Below are 20814 nucleotides of genomic sequence, written 5' to 3' on the forward strand. Positions count from 1 at the left end.
CGAGAATGGCTGTCATGGTCGATATGAGGGAACCCGAGGACATGTTGCGCGAGGCTTCGCTCCGCGTCACCCGTCCGCGGACCGCGGTGCTGGAAGCAGTCCGCGCGCACCCGCATGCCGACGCCGATGCCATCACCGGCATGGTGCGGGACGAGCTGGGCGGGGTGTCGAAACAGGCCGTGTATGACGTGCTTGCCGCGTTGACCGACGCCCGGTTGCTGCGCCGGATCGAGCCGTCAGGCTCCCCGGCGCGCTACGAGGCCCGGGTTGGCGACAACCACCACCACGTGGTGTGCCGGCGGTGCGGCAATATTGCCGACATCGACTGCACGGTGGGCGAGGCGCCGTGCCTCACGGTGGGCGATAACCACGGTTTCGCGATTGACGAAGCCGAGGTCACGTTCTGGGGCATCTGTCCCGCCTGCAGTGCTACGAAAGACCTTCAATTGGAAGATCCGACAAGGAGCGATAACTAAATGGCTGATAACACCAAGCCGTTGACAACCGTTGCGGGCGCGCCCGTAGTGGACAACCAGGACAGCCTGACCGCTGGTCCGCGCGGCCCGATGCTGCTGCAGGACGTCTGGTTCCTGGAAAAGATGGCGCACTTTGACCGCGAGGTCATCCCCGAGCGCCGCATGCACGCCAAGGGCTCCGGTGCGTTCGGTACCTTCACGGTGACCAACGACATCACCAAGTACACCAAGGCCAAGATTTTCTCCGAGGTCGGCAAGAAGACCGAGCTGTTCGCCCGTTTCTCCACCGTTGCCGGTGAGCGCGGCGCAGCCGACGCCGAGCGCGACATCCGCGGCTTCTCGGTCAAGTTCTACACCGAAGAGGGCAACTGGGACCTGGTGGGCAACAACACCCCGGTCTTCTTCTTCCGCGACCCGCTGAAGTTCCCCGACCTCAACCACGCAGTGAAGCGTGACCCGCGCACCAACCTGCGCAGCGCCGAGAACAACTGGGACTTCTGGACCAACCTGCCGGAGGCCCTGCACCAGGTCACCATCGTCATGTCCGACCGCGGCATCCCGGCGTCCTACCGCCACATGCACGGCTTCGGCTCGCACACCTACAGCTTCATCAACGACGCCGGTGAGCGTTTCTGGGTGAAGTTCCACCACCGCACGCAGCAGGGCATCAAGAACCTCACCGATGCCGAGGCCGCCGCACTGGTCGGCGAGGACCGCGAGTCGCACCAGCGCGACCTGCTCGAGTCGATCGACAAGGGCGACTTCCCGAAGTGGAAGCTCATGGTCCAGATCATGCCCGAGGCCGACGCGGAGACCTACAAGTACCATCCGTTCGACCTGACCAAGGTCTGGTCGAAGAAGGACTACCCGCTGATCGAGGTTGGCGAGTGGGAACTGAACCGCAACCCGGAGAACTACTTCGCCGACGTGGAGCAGGCTGCCTTCACCCCGGCCAACGTGGTGCCGGGCATCAGCTTCTCGCCGGACCGCATGCTGCAGGGCCGCCTGTTCTCCTACGGCGACGCGCAGCGCTACCGCCTGGGTGTCAACCACCACCAGATCCCGGTGAACTACCCGCGCGGCGCAGGCCTGGTCAACTCCTTCCACCGTGACGGCTCCATGCGCGTGGACGGCAACCAGGGCGCTACCCCGGGCATCGAGCCGAACGGCTACGGGCGCTGGCAGGAACAGCCTGCGTACCGCGACCCGGCCCAGGCCGTGGGTGCCGTGGCCGACCGGTTCAACTTCCGCGAGGACGACGACAACTACTTCGAGCAGCCCGGCATCCTCTTCCGCGAGAAGATGACCGCCGAGCAACGCCAAGTGCTGTTCGAGAACACCGCCCGCGCCATCGACGGTGCTTCCGCAGCCACCATCGAACGCCACATCGCCAACTGCACGAAGGCCGATCCGGCCTACGGCGAAGGCGTGCGCAAGGCCATCGAGGCCCTGCAGGCCGGCAAGATCTCCCCGGTGGATGTGAACACCGACTCGGCGTAATGCCCCTCGCCTGACGGCATAAAACTGCCCGGGACCAGCCATTGCGGCCGGTCCCGGGCAGTTTTTCGTTACTGAGAGTTTGTTACTGAGAGCGGGAGTTTACTTTTCCAGCAGGTGCTCGCGGCCGAACATCTTGGCCGCGTCCCGCGCGGTCGGGGTGCCTGCATCCACGTCCGCGCCGGCCGCCAGCAGCTTGGCCACCACCGCGTCCTCGCCCTTGAACAGGGCACCGGCAATCGGGGACTGGTCGCGGACGTTACGGATGTCCGGATTGGCACCCCGGTCCAGCAGCATGTCCAGGGTCTCTTCCTGCCCGTGGTAGGCAGCCAGCATCAACAGGGTGTTGCGGTCCGGGTCCAGCGCATCGACGGGCAGGCCGTGGTCGAGGAACTCGGCCAGCTCGCCGGTTTTGCCTTCGCGGGCCAAATCCATGGCGATGCCAACAATCCGTTGGGTCTGTTCTTCATTGAGCGGCATTTCATTGGTCACTCCCCCAGAGTAGTTGGTCACTCTCCCTGACTGTTCGATCCCGTGCCACATGACGACGGCGGAGCCCGGCTTAGGTTGTTGCGGCGCCTTGCCGAGGGAAGGCAGCGTCAGGGGGCTGCTTGCAGGAGACGCTCCAGCAACAGGTGGAACGCTGCCGTGGCCCCCTCCGGCGGATCGGCGGCGGCTACCTGCCCGAACCACAAACCGCACAGCCCGGCCGCGAAGAGCGTCCCCTCGACCGCCGCCTTCTGCTCGTCTGCCCCACGGGCGCGGAGCCAGCCGGCGGCGGCTTCGCGCCAGAGGGAAAACCCGGGCGGCCGGAGCGCGGCTCCGGCGGTGGCTTGCTGACTGGCCGCCTGCTGGATGGCTGCCTGCTGAATGGCCGCTTCGAATCCCAGCCGCTGGAGCACGCGGCTCTGCGGAGTCTGCGAACGCTCCCAGATCTGGAGCAACTGCTGGCGCAGCGCCGGGGCATCCAGGTTGGCCAGTTGCTCCGGCGAGGGCGCCGGTAGCTGTGTCTGCACCCGGTGCACAATCTCCTCAAGCAGCTGTTCGCGGTGCCCGAAATGGTAGACCAGCATGTAGCTGCTGATGCCCAGAGCTTCGGCCAGCGGGCGGAAGGACAGCTCGGCCAGGTTCTTGTCCTGCAGGTAGTCCAGGATGTCTTCGAGCAACTGAGGCTTGCGCTGCGGGTTCTGCGGCCTGGCCATGCGGTGCGCTTCCTCCTTCTGCTCGGAACCTGTGTGCCGGTACGACGCCGGTCGGTTGCGCTCCCGGCAGCGGCGTTTTCCGGCCGGGTCTCAGCTTAGTCGCTGGCGTCGAGGGCGCGCCGGGACGGGCGGATCGCAGGCACTTCCACGACTTGCCGGAACGCCTCGCACATATACGGCCCGCGGCTCCCATACTTGGTAAAAGGGCCGACCCTGGGGAATCGGACCGGCCGGCCGCCGGCAGTGAAGCGAGCAAGGAAGCGGGCAACAAGGCGATGGTGGCTCCAGTACAGTCTCTGCTGCAGCGGTGTGGAGGGCGGTTTCGGGCCTTGCTCAACCGCCCCGCCCCAGAAATTCAACCCGGGCCGGATCTTCGGCCCACCGATCCGTATCAAACGCTGCTCAACAGCCTGCGTTCCGCCTACCCCGGAGCGCGCCTCAGCATGTCCGGCAATGGCAACGTTCGGGTGGAGCTGCCCGGCGGAGACGTGCTGCGCTTCTACGTCAAGGGTTAGTCAGGCCACCACCGGCACGGCCGGACCGCCGGTTTCCCCGACGGCCCGGCCGCTGATGTCAGCGGTGCGAAATGTTGATCATGTCTTCGCGCGGGACCACCTTGACGCGCTCGCGCTCGACGGCGGGAGCACCGCCGTCGTTGTTTTCCGCCACGTAGGAAGCCCCGAGCTCCCGCTCATGAGCGTCCAGCTTCAGCCAGCCTTCCCACGTGGTGTACGCGACGCCGCGCTCTTCGAGCAGCTTGATTATGGCGTCCTCGTCCGGCTCTTCGGCGGCCGGCAGGTCTAGCCGGTCCTCGAGCAGGAAGCCTATGGTCTCCAGGGCATCGCCCTTGGTGTGGCCGATCAGGCCGACGGGGCCGCGCTTGATCCAGCCCGTGGCGTAGATGCCCGGAACCGGGTTTCCGCTCTCGTCGATCACCCGTCCGCCCTCGTTGGGGATCACACCGCGGCGGGCATCGTAGCCGACCTCGGGCAGCTCCGAGCCGAAGTAGCCGATGGCCCGGTAGACCGCTTGGACCGGGTATTCGACGATTTCGCCGGTGCCTCGGACATTGCCGGTGCCGTCCAGTTCGTTGCGCTCGAACTTGATTGCGGCGACATGGCCCGCGCCATCCCCGGTGCCCTCGACGATCTCCAGCGGCGTGTGCAGGAAGTGCAGGTGCAGCCGGCGGGAGGCACCGGTGTCTTGTTCCTCCACCAGCCAGTTGGTGAGCGTGTTGACCATGGTCTTGGTCTGGTTGTTGGTGCGGATGGCCTCGTCGGATCCCTCGTCGAAGTCGAAGTCCTCCGGGTAGAGCACAATGTCCACGTCGCGGGAATGCGAGAGTTCGCGCAGTTCCAGCGGCGTGAACTTCACCTGGGCCGGGCCGCGCCGGCCGAAAATGTGCACGTCGGTGACCGGCGAGCCCTTTAGGCCGCGGTAGACGTTGTCCGGGATCTCGGTGCTGAGCAGGTCGTCGGCGTGCTTGGACAGGATCCGGGCCACGTCCAGCGCCACGTTGCCGTTGCCGATGACCGCGATCTCCTTGGCCTCCAGCGGCCACTCCCGCGGCACGTCCGGGTGGCCGTCGTACCAGGAGACGAACTCGGCGGCACCGTAGGATCCGTCCAGCTCAACGCCCGGGATGTCCAAGGCCGCATCCTTGATGGCGCCGGTGGCGAAGATCACGGCGTCGTAGAAGTGCCGGAAGTCGCTCAGGGTCAGGTCCTGGCCGTAGTCGACGTTGCCCAGGAAGCGGATGTCGCCGCGGTCCAGCACCTTGTGCAGCGCGTTGACGATGCCCTTGATCCGCGGGTGGTCCGGTGCCACGCCGTAGCGGATCAGGCCATACGGGGCCGGGTAGCGGTCGAAGAGGTCGATGCTGACCTCGAAGTCCCGCTCCGCCTTGGTGAGGATGTCAGCGGCGTAGACGCCGGCTGGTCCGGCGCCGATGATAGCCACCCTCAGGGGACGCTGGGTGATGGCCTCGGCTGGGTTAGACACGGGCAGTCCTTCTTCTTTGTGGAATCCTCCTGCGCAATAAGCGCACAGTTTCCTATTCTAAATGCCCGCGGGTTCGCCGCCTAACAGTGTGCCGGGCGTCTCATCGGTCCAGCGCATCAGGAGCAGAGCTTCCTAGCTGCCCGCTCCCGGCAGCCCGGCCAGCCGGTTCTGCACGAATTGCAGATTCTGGCTCAGGGCCGAGGCTCACGGCCTTCTGCAGGACGGTCTGCGTCAGCTGCCAGTTCCACTCGTTCCGACTTGATGTCCGTCAGCGCATTCTGGGGGACCCACCCGAAGACCCACGAACGGTCGTACTCTTCGAATCCGTAATCCCGGATCAGCGCATCCCGATGGTGGCGGGGTTCCCGGGGCATGGTCTCAACTGCCAACCGGCCTTCTCCGTCCTGGGCGATGATGCGCACGTGGGCCTGGATATCGTTGCCCGTACTGTCGGTGAGCGGAACATACCCCGTAGCAGCAATTTCATGGAGACCGGATACCTCGGACTCGGGAACGTCCAGGTAGTACCGGATAGGCGTCCTGGCAAACCGGTTCGGAAACTCCAGTGTGGACCATTCCGGCGAAGGCTTCTCGCCGCCGTCCTGAATGATCGTCAGCCTCCCCTGATAGGGGGTTCGTCGCTGGAGTTCCACCACCCGCCCGGTCCACGTTCCGTAGATTCCGTCCAACGGAGTTCCATCGCGTAGCCACATAGTTACACCCTTTCCAGAACCTCTTGTCCCGCCCGGCTAAGGACCACATCTCCGCGCCCGGCTGTGAGTAGGAGGGAGAGATCGATCTCTGCGGTGCCGGCGGCTTAGGCCGGTCGCGCTTGCCGCCTAAAGATAGTGCCGGGCTTCCCAGCTCACGCGGGGAGCGCTCAGCGGCCGGAGCCCGGCAGACCGGCCAGCCGGTTCTGCACGAACTGCAGATCCTGCACGTCGCCCTCGGCCGCAATCGCCCGATACACCCCGGCATCCGCCTTCTCGAGCTGCAGGCCCTCGGCAAAGTCGGCATTGTGACCGGTGTAGGAGAGCCTGAAGAGGCGCCGGTCGCCATCCATTGCGGTATCGAGGACGCGGAAAGGAAGCCCGTTAAAGGTGCAGGAGACGTTCAGTTCGTAGAGGTCGGTGATGTCCGACAGCGGTACTTTCGCCCGCCAGACTCCGCGCGGGGTCCTCTCGAAACCCGACACTTCTGCCGGGGGCTCTCCGGGCGACGAGAGCACCACGGTGTTGCCGTCGTCGACCACGTCCGCAACGAACTCTGCCTCGCGCCAGGTAGCACGCCAGCCCAACAACGACGACGGCGGTACGGGCTTCGGCTCCACCTTCGCCTCAGCGGCGACCGCCGCCCAACCGCGGGCTACATCGACGTAGACCGCGAGCAGATCCTCCGAGCCGTTCCGGCCGATGCGCCAGAGTTCAGCCCCGGCCGGCAGCCGCACTTCGTCGAGATAGAACAACGGCGCCCGCCCACCGTCCCAAGACGTGAATCCGGTTCCGGTAAACGGCTCGCGGTCCACAAACTCCGGAGCAAGCGCGTCGTGCAGGTAGTTCCCGACCGGGGACTGGAACCGGAGCACATCAATGGTTTCCGAATCCCGCTGCCACGGTGATCCTGAAAACCCCAGTCCATGGGCCTCGAACAACAGGTCCGGGGTTCGCGCCCCGACGACGTCAGCCGCCCGCAGCACGTAGCCAGCCACGGTGTCCGCGGAGTTGGCCCGATAGTCACGGCTCAGGGACGGGCTCACGGCCTTCTGCAGGATTGTTCGGGTCATGCTGCTTGCTCCACTTGTGTCACCTTCATGTCTGTCACCGCTCCAACCCTAATCCAGCCGGTCAGACCCTGCCTACGAGCATCGAGGACGCCCCTGCTTCGGGACGTCATCCATCACGCTCTGTGCGTTCGACGGTGATATCAGCAAGAGCCTGTCGGGGAACCCACCCGAAAACGAAGGCATTCTCATAACGCTCAAACCCGAATTCCTCCACGAGCCCGTCCATGAAGTTCGGTGCGGCCTGGCCAAAAGTCCGTACGGCGAGGCGACCCTCGTCATCCTCCGCCAGCAGTTCGACCGACACAGCGTCCAGCTTTGCCATGGCGCGAATGGAATGTACGTCCGAAACCTCGTCCGCGTCCACGGTGCGTCGGAAATGAACCGGGGTGCGCGCAAACCGGTTCGGAAAATGCTGCTCAGCCCACTCCGGCCCCGGGCTGTCGCCCCCATCCTGAATCAGGACGAGCTTCCCCCTGAACGGCCGGGTGCTGCCCAGTTCGAACTCCTCGCACCTCCACGTGCCGTACGAGCCTGAAAGCTTGGTTCCGTCATTCATCCACATGCATTGCACCATGCCGTTACTGATTCGCGCCGCGACCTTGATGCGGGCGGAAGCTCATAGTGTCGAGCCGGATTCATTCCGATATCTCGGTGCGTTCGATAGAGATGTCAGCAAGGGCATGCGGGGGAACCCATCCGAAAACGAACGCGTTCTCATAACGTTCGAACCCGAATTCTTCCACGAACCGGTCCATGAAGTTCGGCGGTACCTGACCCAATGTTTGAACAGCCAGGCTCCCCGCGTCACCCTCAGCCAGAAGCTCAACCAGCACTCCATCAAGTCTGGCCGTTGCCCGAACGGAATGGACGTCGGAGACAGAAGCTGCTTCGACGTCTTTGTAAAAGCGGACCGGTGTCCGGGCGAACCTGTTGGGATAATCCAAGCGCTTCCAGTCCGGCCCTGGTTGCTCCCCGCCGTCCTGGACCAAGGTCAGGTTTCCGCGATCGTTGGCAGAACTCCACAGCTCCCATTCACGCCCATGCCAAGTCCCATAAGTACCACTTAGTTTCGAACCGTCGTTGCGCCACATATGTCGAATTCCAATCCAGTCGTCCTCCTACGCATGGGAGAAGCGCCCCCATGGCTTTGCGCGATTCTATTGGCGCCCGGGCTAGATGGTGGCCCACTTCCTGCCGTCGAAAATGCCAATCAGCACTTCGTCGCCTGCCTTGTTGAGGCGCCACATTTCAGCACCGCGGCGCAATGGCACACCGCCGTTTACCTGAAGCTCCGGAATGACAGGGGCACCATCAACACGGCTGCTGGTGTATCCGTGCCCGGTATTGGGCCACACTGCTTTGTCCGTCGCTGTCTTGACCGGGAGTCCGCGAGCATTCGCGTTTTCGAGTTTTTCACGGACTAAATCCTCTGTCGTGGGCGACTTCCCGGAGACCGTCTCTGCGGCGCGATCCCGCTGGAGTTCCCCGACGCGTTCACGGTTGGATCCGTCCGGGATCTCGATATTATTCCAAGCGTCGGTTTTTGCAGCTTGGAAGCGGATCGCCACGACTTCGTCCACATCGCCGGCTTTGTAGGCGATGTACGGGCGATCGGCGCCATCCTTCATCCAGTAATCGAGCCGGAGGCCATTGATGACGTCATCGACGGACTTCAGCCGAGCCGTATCCGAGGCCTGGCTGACGAAGCCTCCGACCGATCCCGGATAGCGGTCGGCGCCTGCGAGGACCTGGGCGGCATCGTCTACCGACATGACCTTTTGGTACAGGGTGTCAGCGTTCCCGGTTCCCATGGCATGGCGCAGGTCGTGGATCAGCGTTGCCTGGGAGTCGGTCAGGTCGTAGTAGTAGCGGTTGGTGAACGGGGCCAGGGCACGTTCGACGGCGCTGGCATCCTTTGGCGGCTCCGGCCAGTTGCCGTCCGGGGCACCGAACTCGCGTTCGATCAGGCCTGCCAGTTGGTAGTCGAGGACGTCGTCCGGGAGCTTTCCATCCGGTCCCCGCAGATCGTCCAGACGCGCGAGGTCGCTCTCCGGAAGGTGCCGCTGCAGGACTGATTCTGCATCGGCCCAGTTGGCAGGCTTGGTGGAACGAGGGAGTTCGGCGATCTGGTCGGAGCGGGTGGAGACCGTGTGGGTCTCACCGTCGATGACCACCTCGGTGGGCCTGCCGGAGTCGTCGCGGCGTACGGTGACCTCGGGTTCGGGCTCCGGGCCAGAGGTAGGCCCGTCGGTGTCGCGGGTGTTCTGCACGGCGTCCGCGTCCTGGGCAGCCTGCCGGGTGTCCGGAGTGTTCTGCGAAACGTCCGAATCCGGGGTGATGCGGGGCGCTTCCGCATCCGGGGTGGTGCGGGGCGCTTCCCCGTCCGGTGTGTTGCTCGGCGCTTCAACATCCGGGGTGGTGCGCGGAGCCTCGGCGTCCGGCGTGGTGTGCGGCGTTTCTGTGTCCGGGGTGTTGCCCCGTCCGGAGTTGGTCTCCGGGGTCTCGATCCGCTGGCCGTACTGCGGCGGTGCGGAACGGTCCGGAAGCGTGTAGCCGGACTGGCCGGAGGGCGGCTTGGGCCCGTCGGCGTCGAAGTTCATAGTGCTGTTGGAATTCCGGCTGGACGGCATCTCCACGTCAAACCGGTGCGGTGTGGTGAAGCCGCCGCCGGCGGTAGCCAGGCGCGGGCCGCCTAGCGCATTGGCGAAGTTGTCAGCGCTGGTGCGCACCGACGTCGTGAGGTTGTCCATGCCGGTGCGGAGGCCGGTGGAAGCGTGGCGCAGCCCGTCCGTGATGGTGTGTCCCGCGGTGCTGATGTACGGGCGGACAGTGTTGCTGACCGTCTTGAAGCCGCTGGTGGTGACGTCGATGGCGGTGAACTTGAGGTTGCTGGAGAAGTCGAGGGCGCGGGTGGTGACGCCTGCGGTCTTAGTCAGGCCGGAGAAGTCCAGCACCTTGGAGGCCACGCCGCCGGCCCTGCTGACGGCGGTGACCTTGTTGGCCACGCCACCGACCTTCGCGGCAGCTCCGCCGCCGGCAGTGAGAAGGATGGCGGAGAGATCGAACGCGGTTGCGCCGGCGGCGTAGGCCGGGTCGCGCTGCCAATCGTCCCAGTGGATGGCTGCCTTGCCGACGGCGAGCAGTTCTTCGCCGGCCTTCTTGACCGTGCCCGGGCCGCCGATCGATTCGGCCACCACCGCGGTGAGCGGGCTGGAAACGATGGCTACGTTCAGGGCGATCTGGCCGATGCCCTTCCAGGTGGCCGCGAAGGTTTCCCCGTCGGTGAAGTTGACCATGTTCCACAGGCCGGTCACCGTGCCTGTAATGCCGCTCCAGACGCCCTTGCCGAAGGACACCACGCCGTCCCAGGCGTCCCGGTACCAGGGCTTGTCCCACTCGGTGGGCTGGCCCCACGGGATATGGCCTTCCCCGGTGGCGGAATCCAGTTGCTCGGCCGAGTAGCCGTAGGCCTGCTTGCCTGTGCCCGGGCCTTCCTGTGTGGTCTCCACCAGGGTGATGCCGCCGTACAGCGCGGTGATGGCATTGTGGCAGGTGCGCTCGGCCGCCATGTGCTCGGCTGCCAGTGCGTTGGCGTCTTTGAGGATCTGGTTGTCGTCGTTGACCAGATCCTCTTCCTTGCGCCAGTCGTCGCCCTCGCTGGCGATCCGGCGCTGCACTCCGTGCCAGCGGACCACCAGCGCGTCATAGCGGGCCTTGAAGGTGTCGGCCCAGTCGGCAAACGTTTCGATGGCCGACTTGATGGCGGCGGTGTCGGCCTTGATCTCCTCGGCGGTGGTCTTGACCGGCTTGATCGCGACGTAGACCTGCGGCGCCTCCGGCGACTTGTAGACCGCTTCCAGCCCGCTCCAGTCCCCCTCGATCAGCTCGACGGCGTCGACGATCCCCTCGGCGGTCTCATCCAGCGTCCGGGCGTGCGAGCGCAGCAGTTCGGCGTCGGGCCGCGGCGGGTATGCCTCGGCATACGGATCCCAGGCCGTCATGATTTCCCCTTAGGTGGTGCGAGATGTGGTGCGAGACGTGTGGTGGTTCGAGCGACTTCTGGTGGTGCGAGCTGCCGGCACGCGGCGGGCTGGAGACTGCAGCGTGCGGCGCGCCCGGTTCAGACTGCCCGCGGAACCGGGCCGTGCGGGCTGTGCGGGCGCGCGGCCTGCTCCTCCTCCGGCAGGGTGCCGATCAGGTCCTGCGCGTCGCCGGCCATCCGGGCATCTCCGAGGACGTAGGCGTTGACCGCATCCATGGTCCCCTGGAACGTGGTCTGCAGGCGTCCGCCGACACTCTCCAGCCCCGGCTGGACCGTCTTCTCCGCCCACCCGTTCAGCGCGTCCATCACCGGGCCGGATTTTGAGGCGGTGGCCATCTCGGACAATTCCGTGCCGAGCGCCGGAAAATCCTTCTCGAAGCTGTCGGTCCGCCCGCTGGCGGTGCTGACGATCGCCTGGATCTTGGTGGGGTCGATGTCCCAGCCGTCGAGTGCCACTGCTGTCCGCCTTCCGTACTAGATGTTGCCCATGCCCTGGATGTTTCCCGCGCCCGGATACTGCGGGGGTGCTAGATGTTCGCGATCTTTCCGCCGGCGGTCTTGATGGTGCTGCCCGCGGTGCTCTTGGCGTCCTCCAGCAGCTTGTGCACATCGGCCATGATGCCCGCGAAGGCGACCCCGGCGTCGGCCCAGGCCTGCTCCACGCGGTCATACTGCTCGGCGATGTCGGTGGCCTGGAACTTGGCCTGCAGGTCCGCGGCGTCCTTCTTGCGGGTCTCCACCAGCGCGTTGAGCTTCTTCTTCACCCGGTCCAGGTTGTCCTGGGCCTGCGATGCCCCGCCGTCGGAAAAGGCGAATGAATTCTGGTCTGCCATGATGTTTCCTCCCTCATGCCCGGCCTCGGCCGGAAAAAAATCTTCTATGGGTGCGTGCGTCTGTTGGCCGATGCGGGCGGCCGTTTGCCGCTTTACGCGGCGGGAGCGCTAGCCGCGGTTGCGGAAGACGGCGTCGTCCCAAGCAGCCTTGCCCTCGGTGGCGTCGGCGTCGTCGGCCTGCTGCTGCTCGCCCAACTGCATGGTGGTGTTGACCTCGGACTGGCCCTGCTGGATGGACACCAGCGACTTCTGCAATCCCGAGGCCACCATGTTGGCCCGGCCCATGATCCCCTTGAACTTCTCCCAGAAGTCACCGGCCGTGTTGCTGCGCATCGGCTCCGGGACGGCCTCGAGTTCCTTCATCAGGGCCTGCAGCTCGGTGTCGGCCGCCGCGCTGGCCTTGCCGGCGTCGACGAACGCGCTCTTCTCCATTTTGATGAACTGGTTGCCGCTCATTGCTCCACCTCCGTGCCCCATCGGGGCTGTAGCTGCCGCTGTGCCGGCGGGCATGGCTCGTCCGCCGAATGCCGGGTTGCCGCCCGGCCGGTTGTCTTGAGGCGGTTCCCCGCCTTTACCATAGAACGCGCTGGCCGGTACCGGCGTCAATCGACGTTAATGGGTACATCTCCCCATCCTGAGCGGGACAGCAGCGGATTTGTCCATCAATTGGAACGATAAGCTCGAGAAGCGACACACCGTCAATCGCACCACTTGGGAGGAGAGGGATGGCACACGATTACGACAATCAGCTCATCGAGTCCGTGGCTGTCCGGCGGACCCGCCTGGCCACCGCCCTGCTCTACGGCACCAATCCGCTGCAACGGCGGTGGAGGTCCAGCGTGCGCACCTTCTTCTTCAGCGTGGCCCTGGCCGCGGTGATTGCGGCCGTCTGCGTCGGCTATTCGTTTGTGACCAACCTGCTCGAAGACCTGCGGCAGCAACAGCAGCAGCGCGCCCAATCCGCCGTCGTCCTCCAGATCAGTGGTGATTTTGTGGACGACGACGGCGGTGGCGGTATTCGTCTCACGCTCACCCCCCATTCAGGAGCCGCCTGACCATGGCCGAAACCTTTACCCGCGTCACCGTGGCCGGGCCGCAGCGCCATGTTGACGTGTTGCTGCCGTCGCAGACCCCTGCCGGCCTGCTGCTGCCCCAGATCCTGGAGCTGCTGGACGACCAGCCGACCTCCGCCGTCTCGGTCAAGACGCTGATCACTCCGGCCGGGGACCCGGTGCGCGAGGACGCCTCGCTCAGCGACGCCGGGATCGCCGACGGCGCCATGCTGCGGCTGGTGAACGTGTCCGAGGCGCCGCCCGCGCCCGTGGTGTACGACATCACCGACGCCGTGGTGGAACAGACCGAGGACATCGGCGGCCGCTGGACGGAGAAAATCCGCCAAGCCACGGGAGCCGTCTTCGCCGCCGCGGGACTGTATCTGGGCGTGCATTTGCTGCTCGAGGGCGCCGCCATCGGTTTGGCGGCCTCGGTCTTTTTCGGCCTGGCCGCGGTGCTGCTGGGCACCGGCATCTATCTGGGCCGGGCAACGGCCACCGTGCTGGGCCCGCTGCTGGTGGGCACCGGCTGGCTGCTGGCCGTGGGCGGCGTGCTGCGGCTGCCGGCCGGTCCCGGGACGCACGTGCTGCTGGCCGCGGCGGTGAGCGCGGTGGTGCTGGTCGGTGCGGGCCTGATCTCGCAGCGCCCGCGCGCGCTGATGTCCGCCGCCGGCCTGCTGGCACTGCTCACCCTTTTCTGGGCCGCGTCGCTGGCCTTGTTCAGCACCCCGGTGCAGGCCGCCAGCGTGGCCGCACTGCTCAGCTGCGCCACCCTGGGCCTGCTGCCGCAGATCGCCCTGTCCGTCTCCGGCCTGGCCACGCTGGACGACCGCCGGGCCAAGGGCGGCCGGATTGGACGCACGGACGTACATGTGGCGATCGGCTCCGCGCACCGCGGGCTCAGCTTGGGCACCGCACTGGTGGCGCTCTCGGTGGCCGCCGGTTTGTGGATCCTGGGCACGGACACCGCCGGGCAGGTCTGGACCATGCCGCTGATCGGCTGCCTGGCCCTGGCCACCGGGCTGCGGGCGCGCGCCTTCCCGCTGGCGGCGGACCGGATTGCGCTCTACCTGGCCGCGGCAGTCGGCACCTTGGCGCTGGCCCGTTCGGTGCTGGCCTTCGCCCCCGCGCAGGGCTGGCTGGTGGCGGCCGGCCTGCTGGTGCTGGCCGTCGCCGTCATTATTTCGCTGACCGTGACGCTGGCCGACCATTCCGCTGCGAAACTGCGCCTGCTGGCCAACCGGTTCGAGACGCTGGCCATCCTGGCCTCGGTCCCGCTGGTCATCGGCCTGTTCGGCGTCTTCGCATCGCTGCTGACCACCTTCGACTGACTCAGGCTGGGACCGACTCTATGGAACCGATTTCGCGCAGGGACTTGATCGCCCGGGAACAGGCCGCCACCGGCCACCTCACCGCGGGCCAGCCCCGTCCGGGCAGCGTGCCGCTGGGTGCCCCGTCGGGTGTCGGCCTCACGGGTGTGGCGGCTGCGGCCGATCCGTGGAGCTCACCGGCCCCCGCCGCCGGGCCGGTGGCCGCCGGACCGTTCGAGTCCGATGCCGAACAGCGCCGCCGCCGGCTGCGCAGCCGGCCCGGCGAGCCGTGGCTGGTCCGCACCGCGCGCGCCGCGAAGGGCCTGGTGTCCTCCGACGACTACCCGCAGCGGCTGGTCGCGGCCACCGCCGGGGCGCAGGCCGCCGTGAGCACCGGGCGCCGGATGGCCGTGATCGGCAGCCGCGGCGGGGCGGGCAAGACCACGACGGCGGCGCTGTTGGCTTCGCTCTATGCCGCGGCCCGGCAGGACACCATTGCCGCCGTTGACCTGGCGCCCGCCGGCGGCACCCTGGCGCTGCGCCTGGGCGTGCCGGACGCCCCGGCCATCGACGAGGCCGCGGCCGTGCTCCAGCAGAGCCCCGCCGCGAGTGCCGACGACCTGCGCCGGCAGCTGGCTTCCGCCGGCGCCAATCTGTGGGTGGCCGGAGAGCGCGCGCTCGGCGGCCATGCCGGCGGCGCCGCGCTTTCGGCGGCCGGCCAAAGCATCTCCCGGTACTGCCCGGTGGCGGTCTACGACTGTGCCACGGGCCCGGGCGAGAACCCGGACACCAACTGGGCCATCGGTGCCGCCCAACTCGCCGTGCTGGTTGCCCCCGCCTCCGTGGCCGGTGTCCAGGACGTCCGCCGGACGGCCGCGGCCTGGGCCGCCACCCCGGAGCTGGCCGGCACCGGGCTGCTGGCCGTGCTGACCCAGACCGACGCGGATGCCCCGCTGGACCCGATGACCGAAGCCAAGGCGCTGGCCCGGGACGGACTCGCCGTGCTGCCGCTGGGCTACGACCGGCATCTTGCCAGCGGCGTGGAGTTCGAACCCGGACTGATGTCCCGCGCCGTCCGGCTTCAGGCGGCGGAGCTGGCCTCCACCGCCTTGGCCCTGGCGATGGAGCACACGGGCCGATGAGCGTGAAGATCATCCACCGGCCGGCCCGCACCACTGCCCCGGCCCGCGAGGCGGCGCCGTTCAGCCTGGAAGCACCGCCGCCGATGGCGGAAAAGGCCGGCCGGATGAACGCCATGGCGCTGATCCCGCTGCTCGGCGCCGGCCTGTCCATGACCGTGATGATGCTGTTCCGCGGCAACAGCCTGGCCGCCGTCGGCGCCATCGCGATGATCGTGACCGTGGTGGCTTCCATCATCATGATGCTGGGCCAGCGCGGCCGGGCGGCCCGCACCCGGGCCGAAGAACGCGACCGTTATCTGGAGTATCTGGAGGAATCCCGGGCCACGCTGCGCACCGACGAGCAGCGGACCATCACCACCGCCCGTACCAGCAACCCGGAACCCAGCGCGCTCTTCGACATCGTCCGCAACACCCGGCGGCTGTGGGAACGGCGCCGGGGCAACGAAGACTTCCTGCAGGTCAGGATCGGCTCCGGCGAGCGGATCAGCCGGCAGATCACCGTGAACGAGCAGGGCCCCGCCACCGCCCAGCGCGACACGTTCATGGACAACGAAGTGCGGATCCTGCAGCAGCGGTACGAAAGGTCGCCGGACCTGCCGCTGACCCTGCCGCTGGATTCGGCCGGCAACGTCAGCATCATTGGTTCCCGCGAGTTCGTGCTCAACGCCGCCCGGAACCTGCTCATCGAGGCCTGCGCCTTCCACTCGCCGGAAGACCTGCAGGTTGGCATCGCGGCCTGCGAGGACCGGCTGCGCGACTGGGACTGGACCCTGTGGCTGCCGCATCTGGCCGACCAGAAGCAGGCCCATGCCACCGGTTTGGTGCGCCGGATGGCCCGCTCCGTGGACGAGCTCGGTGCCGTGCTGGCCGATGAATTGAACCGCCGCGCCGTGGTGGCGGCCGAATCGTCCAAGAACCTCAAGGGCGCCAGCCAGCACCTCCCCCGGCTGCTGGTGCTGGCCGACTGCTATGGCACCCTGCCCGAAGACCTGGTGCTGCCGGACCGGCACGCCGGGCTGGCCCAGCTGGGCATCACCGTGGTCTATCTGGTGGGCGACCGCGGCCAGGAGCCCGGCGAAGTCAGCGTGCGCGTCAGCCAAGACGGCACGGCCGCGGAAGCCGGCGCCCCGCCGTCGGACGCGGGATTCCTGATCCAGAACTACCGCCAGGATCCGGTGGAACCGGTCGAAGAACGCGGCACCTTGGACGGCCTGGCCGTGGCCACCGCCGAGGCACTGGCCCGCGAGCTGGCCCCGATGCGGCTCTCGGCGGACTCGCTGGAACACAACACCGCCGCCAGTTCGGACAGTTTCCTGGAAATGCTGGGCCTCAGCCCGGCGCTCGACGAGGCGGACATCAGGCGGCTCTGGAAACCGCGCAGCGAGGTGGATTTCCTGCGCATCCCGCTGGGGCCGGACGACCGCGGCCGGCCCGCCCTGCTGGATCTGAAGGAGTCCGCGCAGTTCGGTATGGGCCCGCACGGGCTCTGCGTCGGCGCCACCGGCTCCGGCAAGTCGGAAATGCTGCGGTCGCTGGTGCTGGGCTTGCTGGCCACGCATCCGCCGGAGCTGCTGTCCATGGTCCTGGTGGACTTCAAGGGCGGCGCCACCTTCGCGCCGTTTGCCGACGCGCCGCAGGTCTCCGGCGTGATCACCAACCTGGCCGACGACGCCAGCCTGATCGAGCGCATTTACTCCAGCCTCAATGGCGAGGTGGTCCGCCGGCAGGAAGTGCTCAAGGCCGCCGGCAACATCGCCAACATCACCGACTACCAGCTGCACCGGCAGGAACGGCTGGCCCGTGGCGAGGCCATGGCGCCGCTGCCGCACCTGGTGGTGATCATCGATGAGTTCGGCGAACTGCTCACCGCCCGGCCGGATTTCATCGACCTGTTCCTGTCCATCGGCCGGATTGGCCGGTCCATCGGGGTGCACCTGCTGCTGAGCAGCCAGCGGATCGAGTCCGGCAAACTGCGCGGGCTGGAAACGTATCTGTCCTACCGGATCGGGCTGCGCACGCTCTCGGAATCCGAGTCACGCACCGTGCTGGACACCCCGGACGCCTTCCACCTGCCGCCCATTCCCGGTTTCGGCTACCTGAAGGTGGACACCACCGTCTACACCCGGTTCAAGGCCGGCTATGTGTCGGGCCCGCTGGAAGACGTGCAGGTTCAGGAAGCGCAGGAAACTGCCGACGACGACGGGCCCTTGGTGCTGCCGATGCCCACCTACGCGGCCAGCCTGGAGAAGGCGAACGACGACGGCAAGTCCGCCGGCAAACCGGCCCGCACCGGAGCGTCCAAGCGGACCACCGGCCCCACCGTGATGTCCACGCTGATGGACACCTTGGCCCGGTTCCCGCGCGCGGTTGATCCCATCTGGCTGCCGCCACTGCCCGCCGCCGTCGCGCTGGACACCGCCGCCGGTTCGGTGACCAGCACCAGCCAGGGCATCCGGCTGACCAGCGGCGGATCGCTGAAGATCCCGGTGGGCCTGCTGGACGACCCGGCCAAGCAGTGGCAGGGCGTCTGGGAGCTGGACCTGAAGTCCGCCGGCGGCAACGTGGCCATCATCGGCGGCCCGCAGTCGGGCAAGAGCACCGCGCTGCGCACCATCGCGGCCTCGCTGGCCATGACCCACAGCCCGCAGGAAGTGGGCATCTACTGCGTGGATCTGCTGGGGAATTCGCTGATTCCGCTGGAGGGCCTGCCGCATGTGGGCGGCGTGGCCGTGCGCACCAACCGCGAGGTGGTCCGCCGCACGGTGGAAGAACTGCTCGTCATGCTGACCGTGCGCGAGAACGTCTTCGAGAAATACCAGGTGGACTCGCTGGCCACGCTGCGCAAACTCTGCGCCCAAGGCAGGATTCCGGAGCTGCCCAGCGCCGACATCGTGCTGGTGCTGGACGGCTACGGCCTGCTCACCGACGAGTTCGAGGACATCGAACCGGCCGTGCACGCCTTGATCGCCCGCGGCGGCGGCTACGGCATCCACGTGGTGACCACCGCCAACCGGCAGAATGAGATCCGGCTGGCCCAGCAGTCCTTCTTCGGCACCAAGATCGAGCTGCGGCTGGCCGACCCGGCCGACTCCTCCTACGGCCGCAAACTCGCCGAGACCATGCCCGCGGACCGGCCCGGCCGGGCGCTGACCGACGCCAAGCTTTTCGGCCACTTCGCACTGCCGCGCATCGACGGCACAGCCGACGCGGACACCGCTACCCAGGGCACCCGGGACATGGTGGCCGCCGTCGCCGCCTCCACCGATGCCCGCGCCATGCGGGTGCGCATCCTGCCGCAACTGGTGGAAGCCGCGGAGATCGAGGTCCCGCCGCTGCCGGGCCTGCTGCCGCTGGGCCTGCGGGAGACGGATCTGGGGCCGGAAATGCTGGACGTGGTCCGCGGCGAACACCATTTGATCGTGATGGGCGACGAGCAGTCCGGCAAGACCAACGTGGTCCGATCGCTGGTCTCCTCGCTGGTGGCCCAGTATCCGTCCCGGGACCTGGTCTTCGCGGTCTTCGATCCGCGCCGAGCGCTGGCCGATGTGGTGCCGGATGCCTATCTGGGCGGCTACGCCCCCAGCGCCGCGCAGGCCGAACCGCTGGCGAACGCCATCGCCTCCGAACTGTCCAAGCGGACCGCCGGCGGTGACGCCATGCAGGACAGCATCGGCGAGCCGGACAGCATCCCTCGGATCGTGCTGCTGTCCGACGACTACGACATCCTCACCGCCGGCGGCGCCGGGCCGCTGCGGTCGCTGATCGAGTACCTGCCGATGGGCCCGGAGCTGCAGCTGAACGTGATCCTCACCCGCCGCGTGCGCGGCGCCGGCCGTGGCATGTACGAGCAGTTCTTCGCGGCACTGCGCGACTCGGGCAGCACCGGCCTGATCCTTTCCGGCGACCGCTCCGAGGGCGGCCTACTGAACAACGTGCGCGCTCGCCGGCTGCCGCCCGGCCGCGGCCTGCTGGTCCGCTCAGGCGGACCGGTACAGACCGTGCAGACCCTGTGGACCCCGCTGGAGGCAACCGCCGATGTCTAACACCGTCACCGTCGTCGCCCTCGACGAACCGGACCAGGACGTGGTCATGGTCTCGCTGCTGGCCGTGGTCCCGCAGGAGTACGTCCGGCAGGCCGCGGACAGCACCCTGCTGGAAGTCGAGGACGGCAACGGCACCACCATGTTCGCCGTCGAGCTTCCCCGCCTGATCCGCGTGCCCGGAGAGGTGTCCCGGCTGCTTGCCGGAGCCAGCGTAAACGCCGTTGAAGGTGCGCCGATCCCGTCCGTCTTCTCCGACGATCCAGACTTCGCCGACCCGGAGCACCAGGACCTGTGGTGGCAGGAGATCACCATCCGCAACGGCATCCCGGACGGCGAAGCGCTGGGCTACCGGCTGGCGCAGAACATCGCCGTGCGCTGCCGCGGCGCCGTCGTCGGGCACCAGCTGCCGGGATCCGGAGAACAGGGATGACCATGCACGCCTCGGCCTTCGATTTCCACACCGAACGGACCGCCGTCGTCTTCCAGGACAAGCCGCTGGCGTTCCTCTCCCCCGCGCTCACCCGCGCCTACGTGGCCGCGCGCGACTCGGAGCGCCAGTTCGTGGTGATGACGCCCAGCGCCAGCAAACTGACGCTGCCGCTGTACCAGTTGCTGCAGCGCGAGGGCTGCATCTGGATGGCCAGCGCGGCCGACGGCACGTTCTACAACGGCTTCACCGGCCAGCAGTACCGCTGGAACGGGGACGTCTTCGCCGCCGAGGAACAGCTCGCAGCGGATTACTTGCAGGCTCCGGCCGGATCCGACGGCGTGGTCCAGGCCCGCGGCGAGATCCTGCATCCGGCCAGCGAATCGACCCGGATCGGCGACTTCACCGCGGCGTTGTTCCGCGAGCTCACCGCGGCTGAGCCGGTCGGCTGGGGCATCCACGAGCCGGTCAGCGAGCCGTGGGACACCGCCGAACTGACCCGCTACTGCTACGAGACCGCGCCGATGACCAGCAACATCATCGTGGTCGGCCGGCCCCGCCCCGGCACCGAGGTGCCGTCCATCGGCGTGCTGACGGTGACCCGCTCCTCCACCGGCGTGCACGAGTCCGTGGAGCTGTTCTGCGAATCGGTGGACCCGCTGACCGAGGACGAACTGGCCTCCTTCGGCTCCGCCATGCACCGCGCGCACGCCCGCACCGCCCTGGCCGGCCACACCATGCTGCTGGACCGGCTCGCGTTCCCGGCCCGCTTCACCGGCGTCAGCGTCCCGGCCTGTTCGTTCTTCGGGCCGGAGTCGCTGCAGCTGTTTGGCCCGCAGCAGGCCTTGGCCGCGGCCGGCCAGCGCGCCCGGCTGGTGGGCGTTCCGCCGCTGCAGTCGCTCGCCGTCACCTACCACCGCGACCCTTCCGGCGGCCGCCGACATCCGCTGGACGAGTTCACAGAACTGGTCGGCAAGCTGGCCGGCGGAAAGTTCTGACCGCGGCG

At 67.5% G+C, this 20814-nt stretch carries 20 protein-coding genes; 9 read left to right on the forward strand and 11 right to left on the reverse strand.

From position 1 onward, the window contains the following. Nucleotides 1–14 precede the first annotated feature (14 nt). Together AC5RWT_RS07910 and AC5RWT_RS07915 are read left to right on the forward strand one after the other, a co-directional pair. Nucleotides 15–476: a Fur family transcriptional regulator gene (locus AC5RWT_RS07910; protein ID WP_494079805.1), complete on the forward strand. Its 462-nt coding sequence runs from the start codon at nucleotides 15–17 to the stop codon at nucleotides 474–476. Further along, nucleotides 477–1976 carry a catalase gene (locus tag AC5RWT_RS07915; protein WP_494042612.1) on the forward strand — a complete coding sequence of 500 codons (1500 nt, stop codon included), beginning with the start codon at nucleotides 477–479 and terminating at the stop codon, nucleotides 1974–1976. A gap of 99 nt (nucleotides 1977–2075) precedes the next feature. On the opposite strand, the gene AC5RWT_RS07920 is transcribed toward AC5RWT_RS07915, so the two are convergent. Both AC5RWT_RS07920 and AC5RWT_RS07925 read right to left on the reverse strand, forming a co-directional pair. Beyond that, complete coding sequence (locus AC5RWT_RS07920; RefSeq protein ID WP_494079806.1) at nucleotides 2076–2465, reverse strand: ankyrin repeat domain-containing protein; 390 nt, start codon at nucleotides 2463–2465, stop codon at nucleotides 2076–2078. 107 nt (nucleotides 2466–2572) lie between these two features. Beyond that, entirely contained in the window at nucleotides 2573–3175 is a 603-nt protein-coding gene (locus AC5RWT_RS07925) for a TetR/AcrR family transcriptional regulator (protein ID WP_494079807.1), read from the reverse strand. Nucleotides 3176–3504: 329 nt separating this feature from the next. Between AC5RWT_RS07925 and AC5RWT_RS07930 the strand changes: the two genes are divergently transcribed. Next, nucleotides 3505–3690, forward strand: coding sequence for a hypothetical protein (locus tag AC5RWT_RS07930; RefSeq protein ID WP_494079808.1), 186 nt, complete (start codon nucleotides 3505–3507; stop codon nucleotides 3688–3690). A 58-nt stretch (nucleotides 3691–3748) separates the two neighbouring features. On the opposite strand, the gene AC5RWT_RS07935 is transcribed toward AC5RWT_RS07930, so the two are convergent. From AC5RWT_RS07935 to AC5RWT_RS07975, 9 genes are all read right to left on the reverse strand, one after another. Further along, on the reverse strand, nucleotides 3749–5176 hold the full coding sequence (locus tag AC5RWT_RS07935; RefSeq protein WP_494079809.1) for an FAD-dependent oxidoreductase: 1428 nt from the start codon (nucleotides 5174–5176) through the stop codon (nucleotides 3749–3751). 191 nt (nucleotides 5177–5367) lie between these two features. Continuing rightward, complete coding sequence (locus tag AC5RWT_RS07940; RefSeq protein WP_494079810.1) at nucleotides 5368–5889, reverse strand: hypothetical protein; 522 nt, start codon at nucleotides 5887–5889, stop codon at nucleotides 5368–5370. A 167-nt stretch (nucleotides 5890–6056) separates the two neighbouring features. Further along, on the reverse strand, nucleotides 6057–6959 hold the full coding sequence (locus tag AC5RWT_RS07945) for a hypothetical protein (protein ID WP_494079811.1): 903 nt from the start codon (nucleotides 6957–6959) through the stop codon (nucleotides 6057–6059). A gap of 106 nt (nucleotides 6960–7065) precedes the next feature. Beyond that, nucleotides 7066–7521 (reverse strand): hypothetical protein, encoded by a 456-nt coding sequence (locus AC5RWT_RS07950; protein WP_494042619.1) that lies wholly within the window; start codon nucleotides 7519–7521, stop codon nucleotides 7066–7068. A gap of 73 nt (nucleotides 7522–7594) precedes the next feature. After that, complete coding sequence (locus AC5RWT_RS07955) at nucleotides 7595–8050, reverse strand: hypothetical protein (RefSeq protein WP_494079812.1); 456 nt, start codon at nucleotides 8048–8050, stop codon at nucleotides 7595–7597. Between the two features lie 81 nt (nucleotides 8051–8131). Beyond that, nucleotides 8132–10960 carry a hypothetical protein gene (locus tag AC5RWT_RS07960; protein ID WP_494079813.1) on the reverse strand — a complete coding sequence of 943 codons (2829 nt, stop codon included), beginning with the start codon at nucleotides 10958–10960 and terminating at the stop codon, nucleotides 8132–8134. Nucleotides 10961–11079: 119 nt separating this feature from the next. Next, nucleotides 11080–11457: a DUF6507 family protein gene (locus tag AC5RWT_RS07965; RefSeq protein ID WP_494042622.1), complete on the reverse strand. Its 378-nt coding sequence runs from the start codon at nucleotides 11455–11457 to the stop codon at nucleotides 11080–11082. A gap of 71 nt (nucleotides 11458–11528) precedes the next feature. Continuing rightward, nucleotides 11529–11834, reverse strand: coding sequence for a hypothetical protein (locus AC5RWT_RS07970; protein WP_494042623.1), 306 nt, complete (start codon nucleotides 11832–11834; stop codon nucleotides 11529–11531). A 108-nt stretch (nucleotides 11835–11942) separates the two neighbouring features. After that, nucleotides 11943–12290 (reverse strand): hypothetical protein, encoded by a 348-nt coding sequence (locus tag AC5RWT_RS07975; protein ID WP_127512820.1) that lies wholly within the window; start codon nucleotides 12288–12290, stop codon nucleotides 11943–11945. Nucleotides 12291–12559: 269 nt separating this feature from the next. Here AC5RWT_RS07975 and AC5RWT_RS07980 point away from each other — a divergent pair, with 269 nt between their 5' ends. From AC5RWT_RS07980 to AC5RWT_RS08005, 6 genes are read left to right on the forward strand one after another with little or no spacing between them, the layout of a single operon-like run. Then, nucleotides 12560–12889, forward strand: a complete 330-nt coding sequence (locus AC5RWT_RS07980) for a hypothetical protein (RefSeq protein WP_494042624.1) — start codon at nucleotides 12560–12562, stop codon at nucleotides 12887–12889. A gap of 2 nt (nucleotides 12890–12891) precedes the next feature. Further along, nucleotides 12892–14217, forward strand: coding sequence for a type VII secretion integral membrane protein EccD (gene eccD, locus AC5RWT_RS07985; RefSeq protein ID WP_494079814.1), 1326 nt, complete (start codon nucleotides 12892–12894; stop codon nucleotides 14215–14217). Between the two features lie 20 nt (nucleotides 14218–14237). Then, on the forward strand, nucleotides 14238–15338 hold the full coding sequence (locus AC5RWT_RS07990; RefSeq protein ID WP_494079815.1) for a nucleotide-binding protein: 1101 nt from the start codon (nucleotides 14238–14240) through the stop codon (nucleotides 15336–15338). After that, a complete protein-coding gene (gene eccCa, locus AC5RWT_RS07995; protein WP_494079816.1) occupies nucleotides 15335–19381 on the forward strand; it encodes a type VII secretion protein EccCa in 4047 nt (1348 codons plus the stop codon). Before AC5RWT_RS07990 ends, eccCa begins: the two co-directional genes overlap by 4 nt. After that, nucleotides 19374–19811: a hypothetical protein gene (locus tag AC5RWT_RS08000; RefSeq protein ID WP_494079817.1), complete on the forward strand. Its 438-nt coding sequence runs from the start codon at nucleotides 19374–19376 to the stop codon at nucleotides 19809–19811. The genes eccCa and AC5RWT_RS08000 overlap by 8 nt, the downstream gene beginning before the upstream one ends. Further along, entirely contained in the window at nucleotides 19808–20806 is a 999-nt protein-coding gene (locus tag AC5RWT_RS08005; protein WP_494079818.1) for a DUF6177 family protein, read from the forward strand. Before AC5RWT_RS08000 ends, AC5RWT_RS08005 begins: the two co-directional genes overlap by 4 nt. The last annotated feature ends 8 nt before the right edge of the window (nucleotides 20807–20814 follow it).

The organism is Arthrobacter sp. Dra40 (genome assembly GCF_059091905.1).

What these genes read in the sequence shown, in the direction of transcription:
- AC5RWT_RS07910 (WP_494079805.1), top strand. Translation starts at nt 15, where the DNA reads ATGGTCGATATGAGGGAACCCGAGGACATGTTGCGCGAGGCTTCGCTC.
- AC5RWT_RS07915 (WP_494042612.1), top strand. Translation starts at nt 477, where the DNA reads ATGGCTGATAACACCAAGCCGTTGACAACCGTTGCGGGCGCGCCCGTA.
- AC5RWT_RS07925 (WP_494079807.1), bottom strand. Translation starts at nt 3,175, where the DNA reads ATGGCCAGGCCGCAGAACCCGCAGCGCAAGCCTCAGTTGCTCGAAGAC.
- AC5RWT_RS07940 (WP_494079810.1), bottom strand. Translation starts at nt 5,889, where the DNA reads ATGTGGCTACGCGATGGAACTCCGTTGGACGGAATCTACGGAACGTGG.
- AC5RWT_RS07945 (WP_494079811.1), bottom strand. Translation starts at nt 6,959, where the DNA reads ATGACCCGAACAATCCTGCAGAAGGCCGTGAGCCCGTCCCTGAGCCGT.
- AC5RWT_RS07950 (WP_494042619.1), bottom strand. Translation starts at nt 7,521, where the DNA reads ATGTGGATGAATGACGGAACCAAGCTTTCAGGCTCGTACGGCACGTGG.
- AC5RWT_RS07955 (WP_494079812.1), bottom strand. Translation starts at nt 8,050, where the DNA reads ATGTGGCGCAACGACGGTTCGAAACTAAGTGGTACTTATGGGACTTGG.
- AC5RWT_RS07960 (WP_494079813.1), bottom strand. Translation starts at nt 10,960, where the DNA reads ATGACGGCCTGGGATCCGTATGCCGAGGCATACCCGCCGCGGCCCGAC.
- AC5RWT_RS07970 (WP_494042623.1), bottom strand. Translation starts at nt 11,834, where the DNA reads ATGGCAGACCAGAATTCATTCGCCTTTTCCGACGGCGGGGCATCGCAG.
- AC5RWT_RS07975 (WP_127512820.1), bottom strand. Translation starts at nt 12,290, where the DNA reads ATGAGCGGCAACCAGTTCATCAAAATGGAGAAGAGCGCGTTCGTCGAC.
- AC5RWT_RS07980 (WP_494042624.1), top strand. Translation starts at nt 12,560, where the DNA reads ATGGCACACGATTACGACAATCAGCTCATCGAGTCCGTGGCTGTCCGG.
- eccD (WP_494079814.1), top strand. Translation starts at nt 12,892, where the DNA reads ATGGCCGAAACCTTTACCCGCGTCACCGTGGCCGGGCCGCAGCGCCAT.
- AC5RWT_RS07990 (WP_494079815.1), top strand. Translation starts at nt 14,238, where the DNA reads ATGGAACCGATTTCGCGCAGGGACTTGATCGCCCGGGAACAGGCCGCC.
- eccCa (WP_494079816.1), top strand. Translation starts at nt 15,335, where the DNA reads ATGAGCGTGAAGATCATCCACCGGCCGGCCCGCACCACTGCCCCGGCC.
- AC5RWT_RS08000 (WP_494079817.1), top strand. Translation starts at nt 19,374, where the DNA reads ATGTCTAACACCGTCACCGTCGTCGCCCTCGACGAACCGGACCAGGAC.
- AC5RWT_RS08005 (WP_494079818.1), top strand. Translation starts at nt 19,808, where the DNA reads ATGACCATGCACGCCTCGGCCTTCGATTTCCACACCGAACGGACCGCC.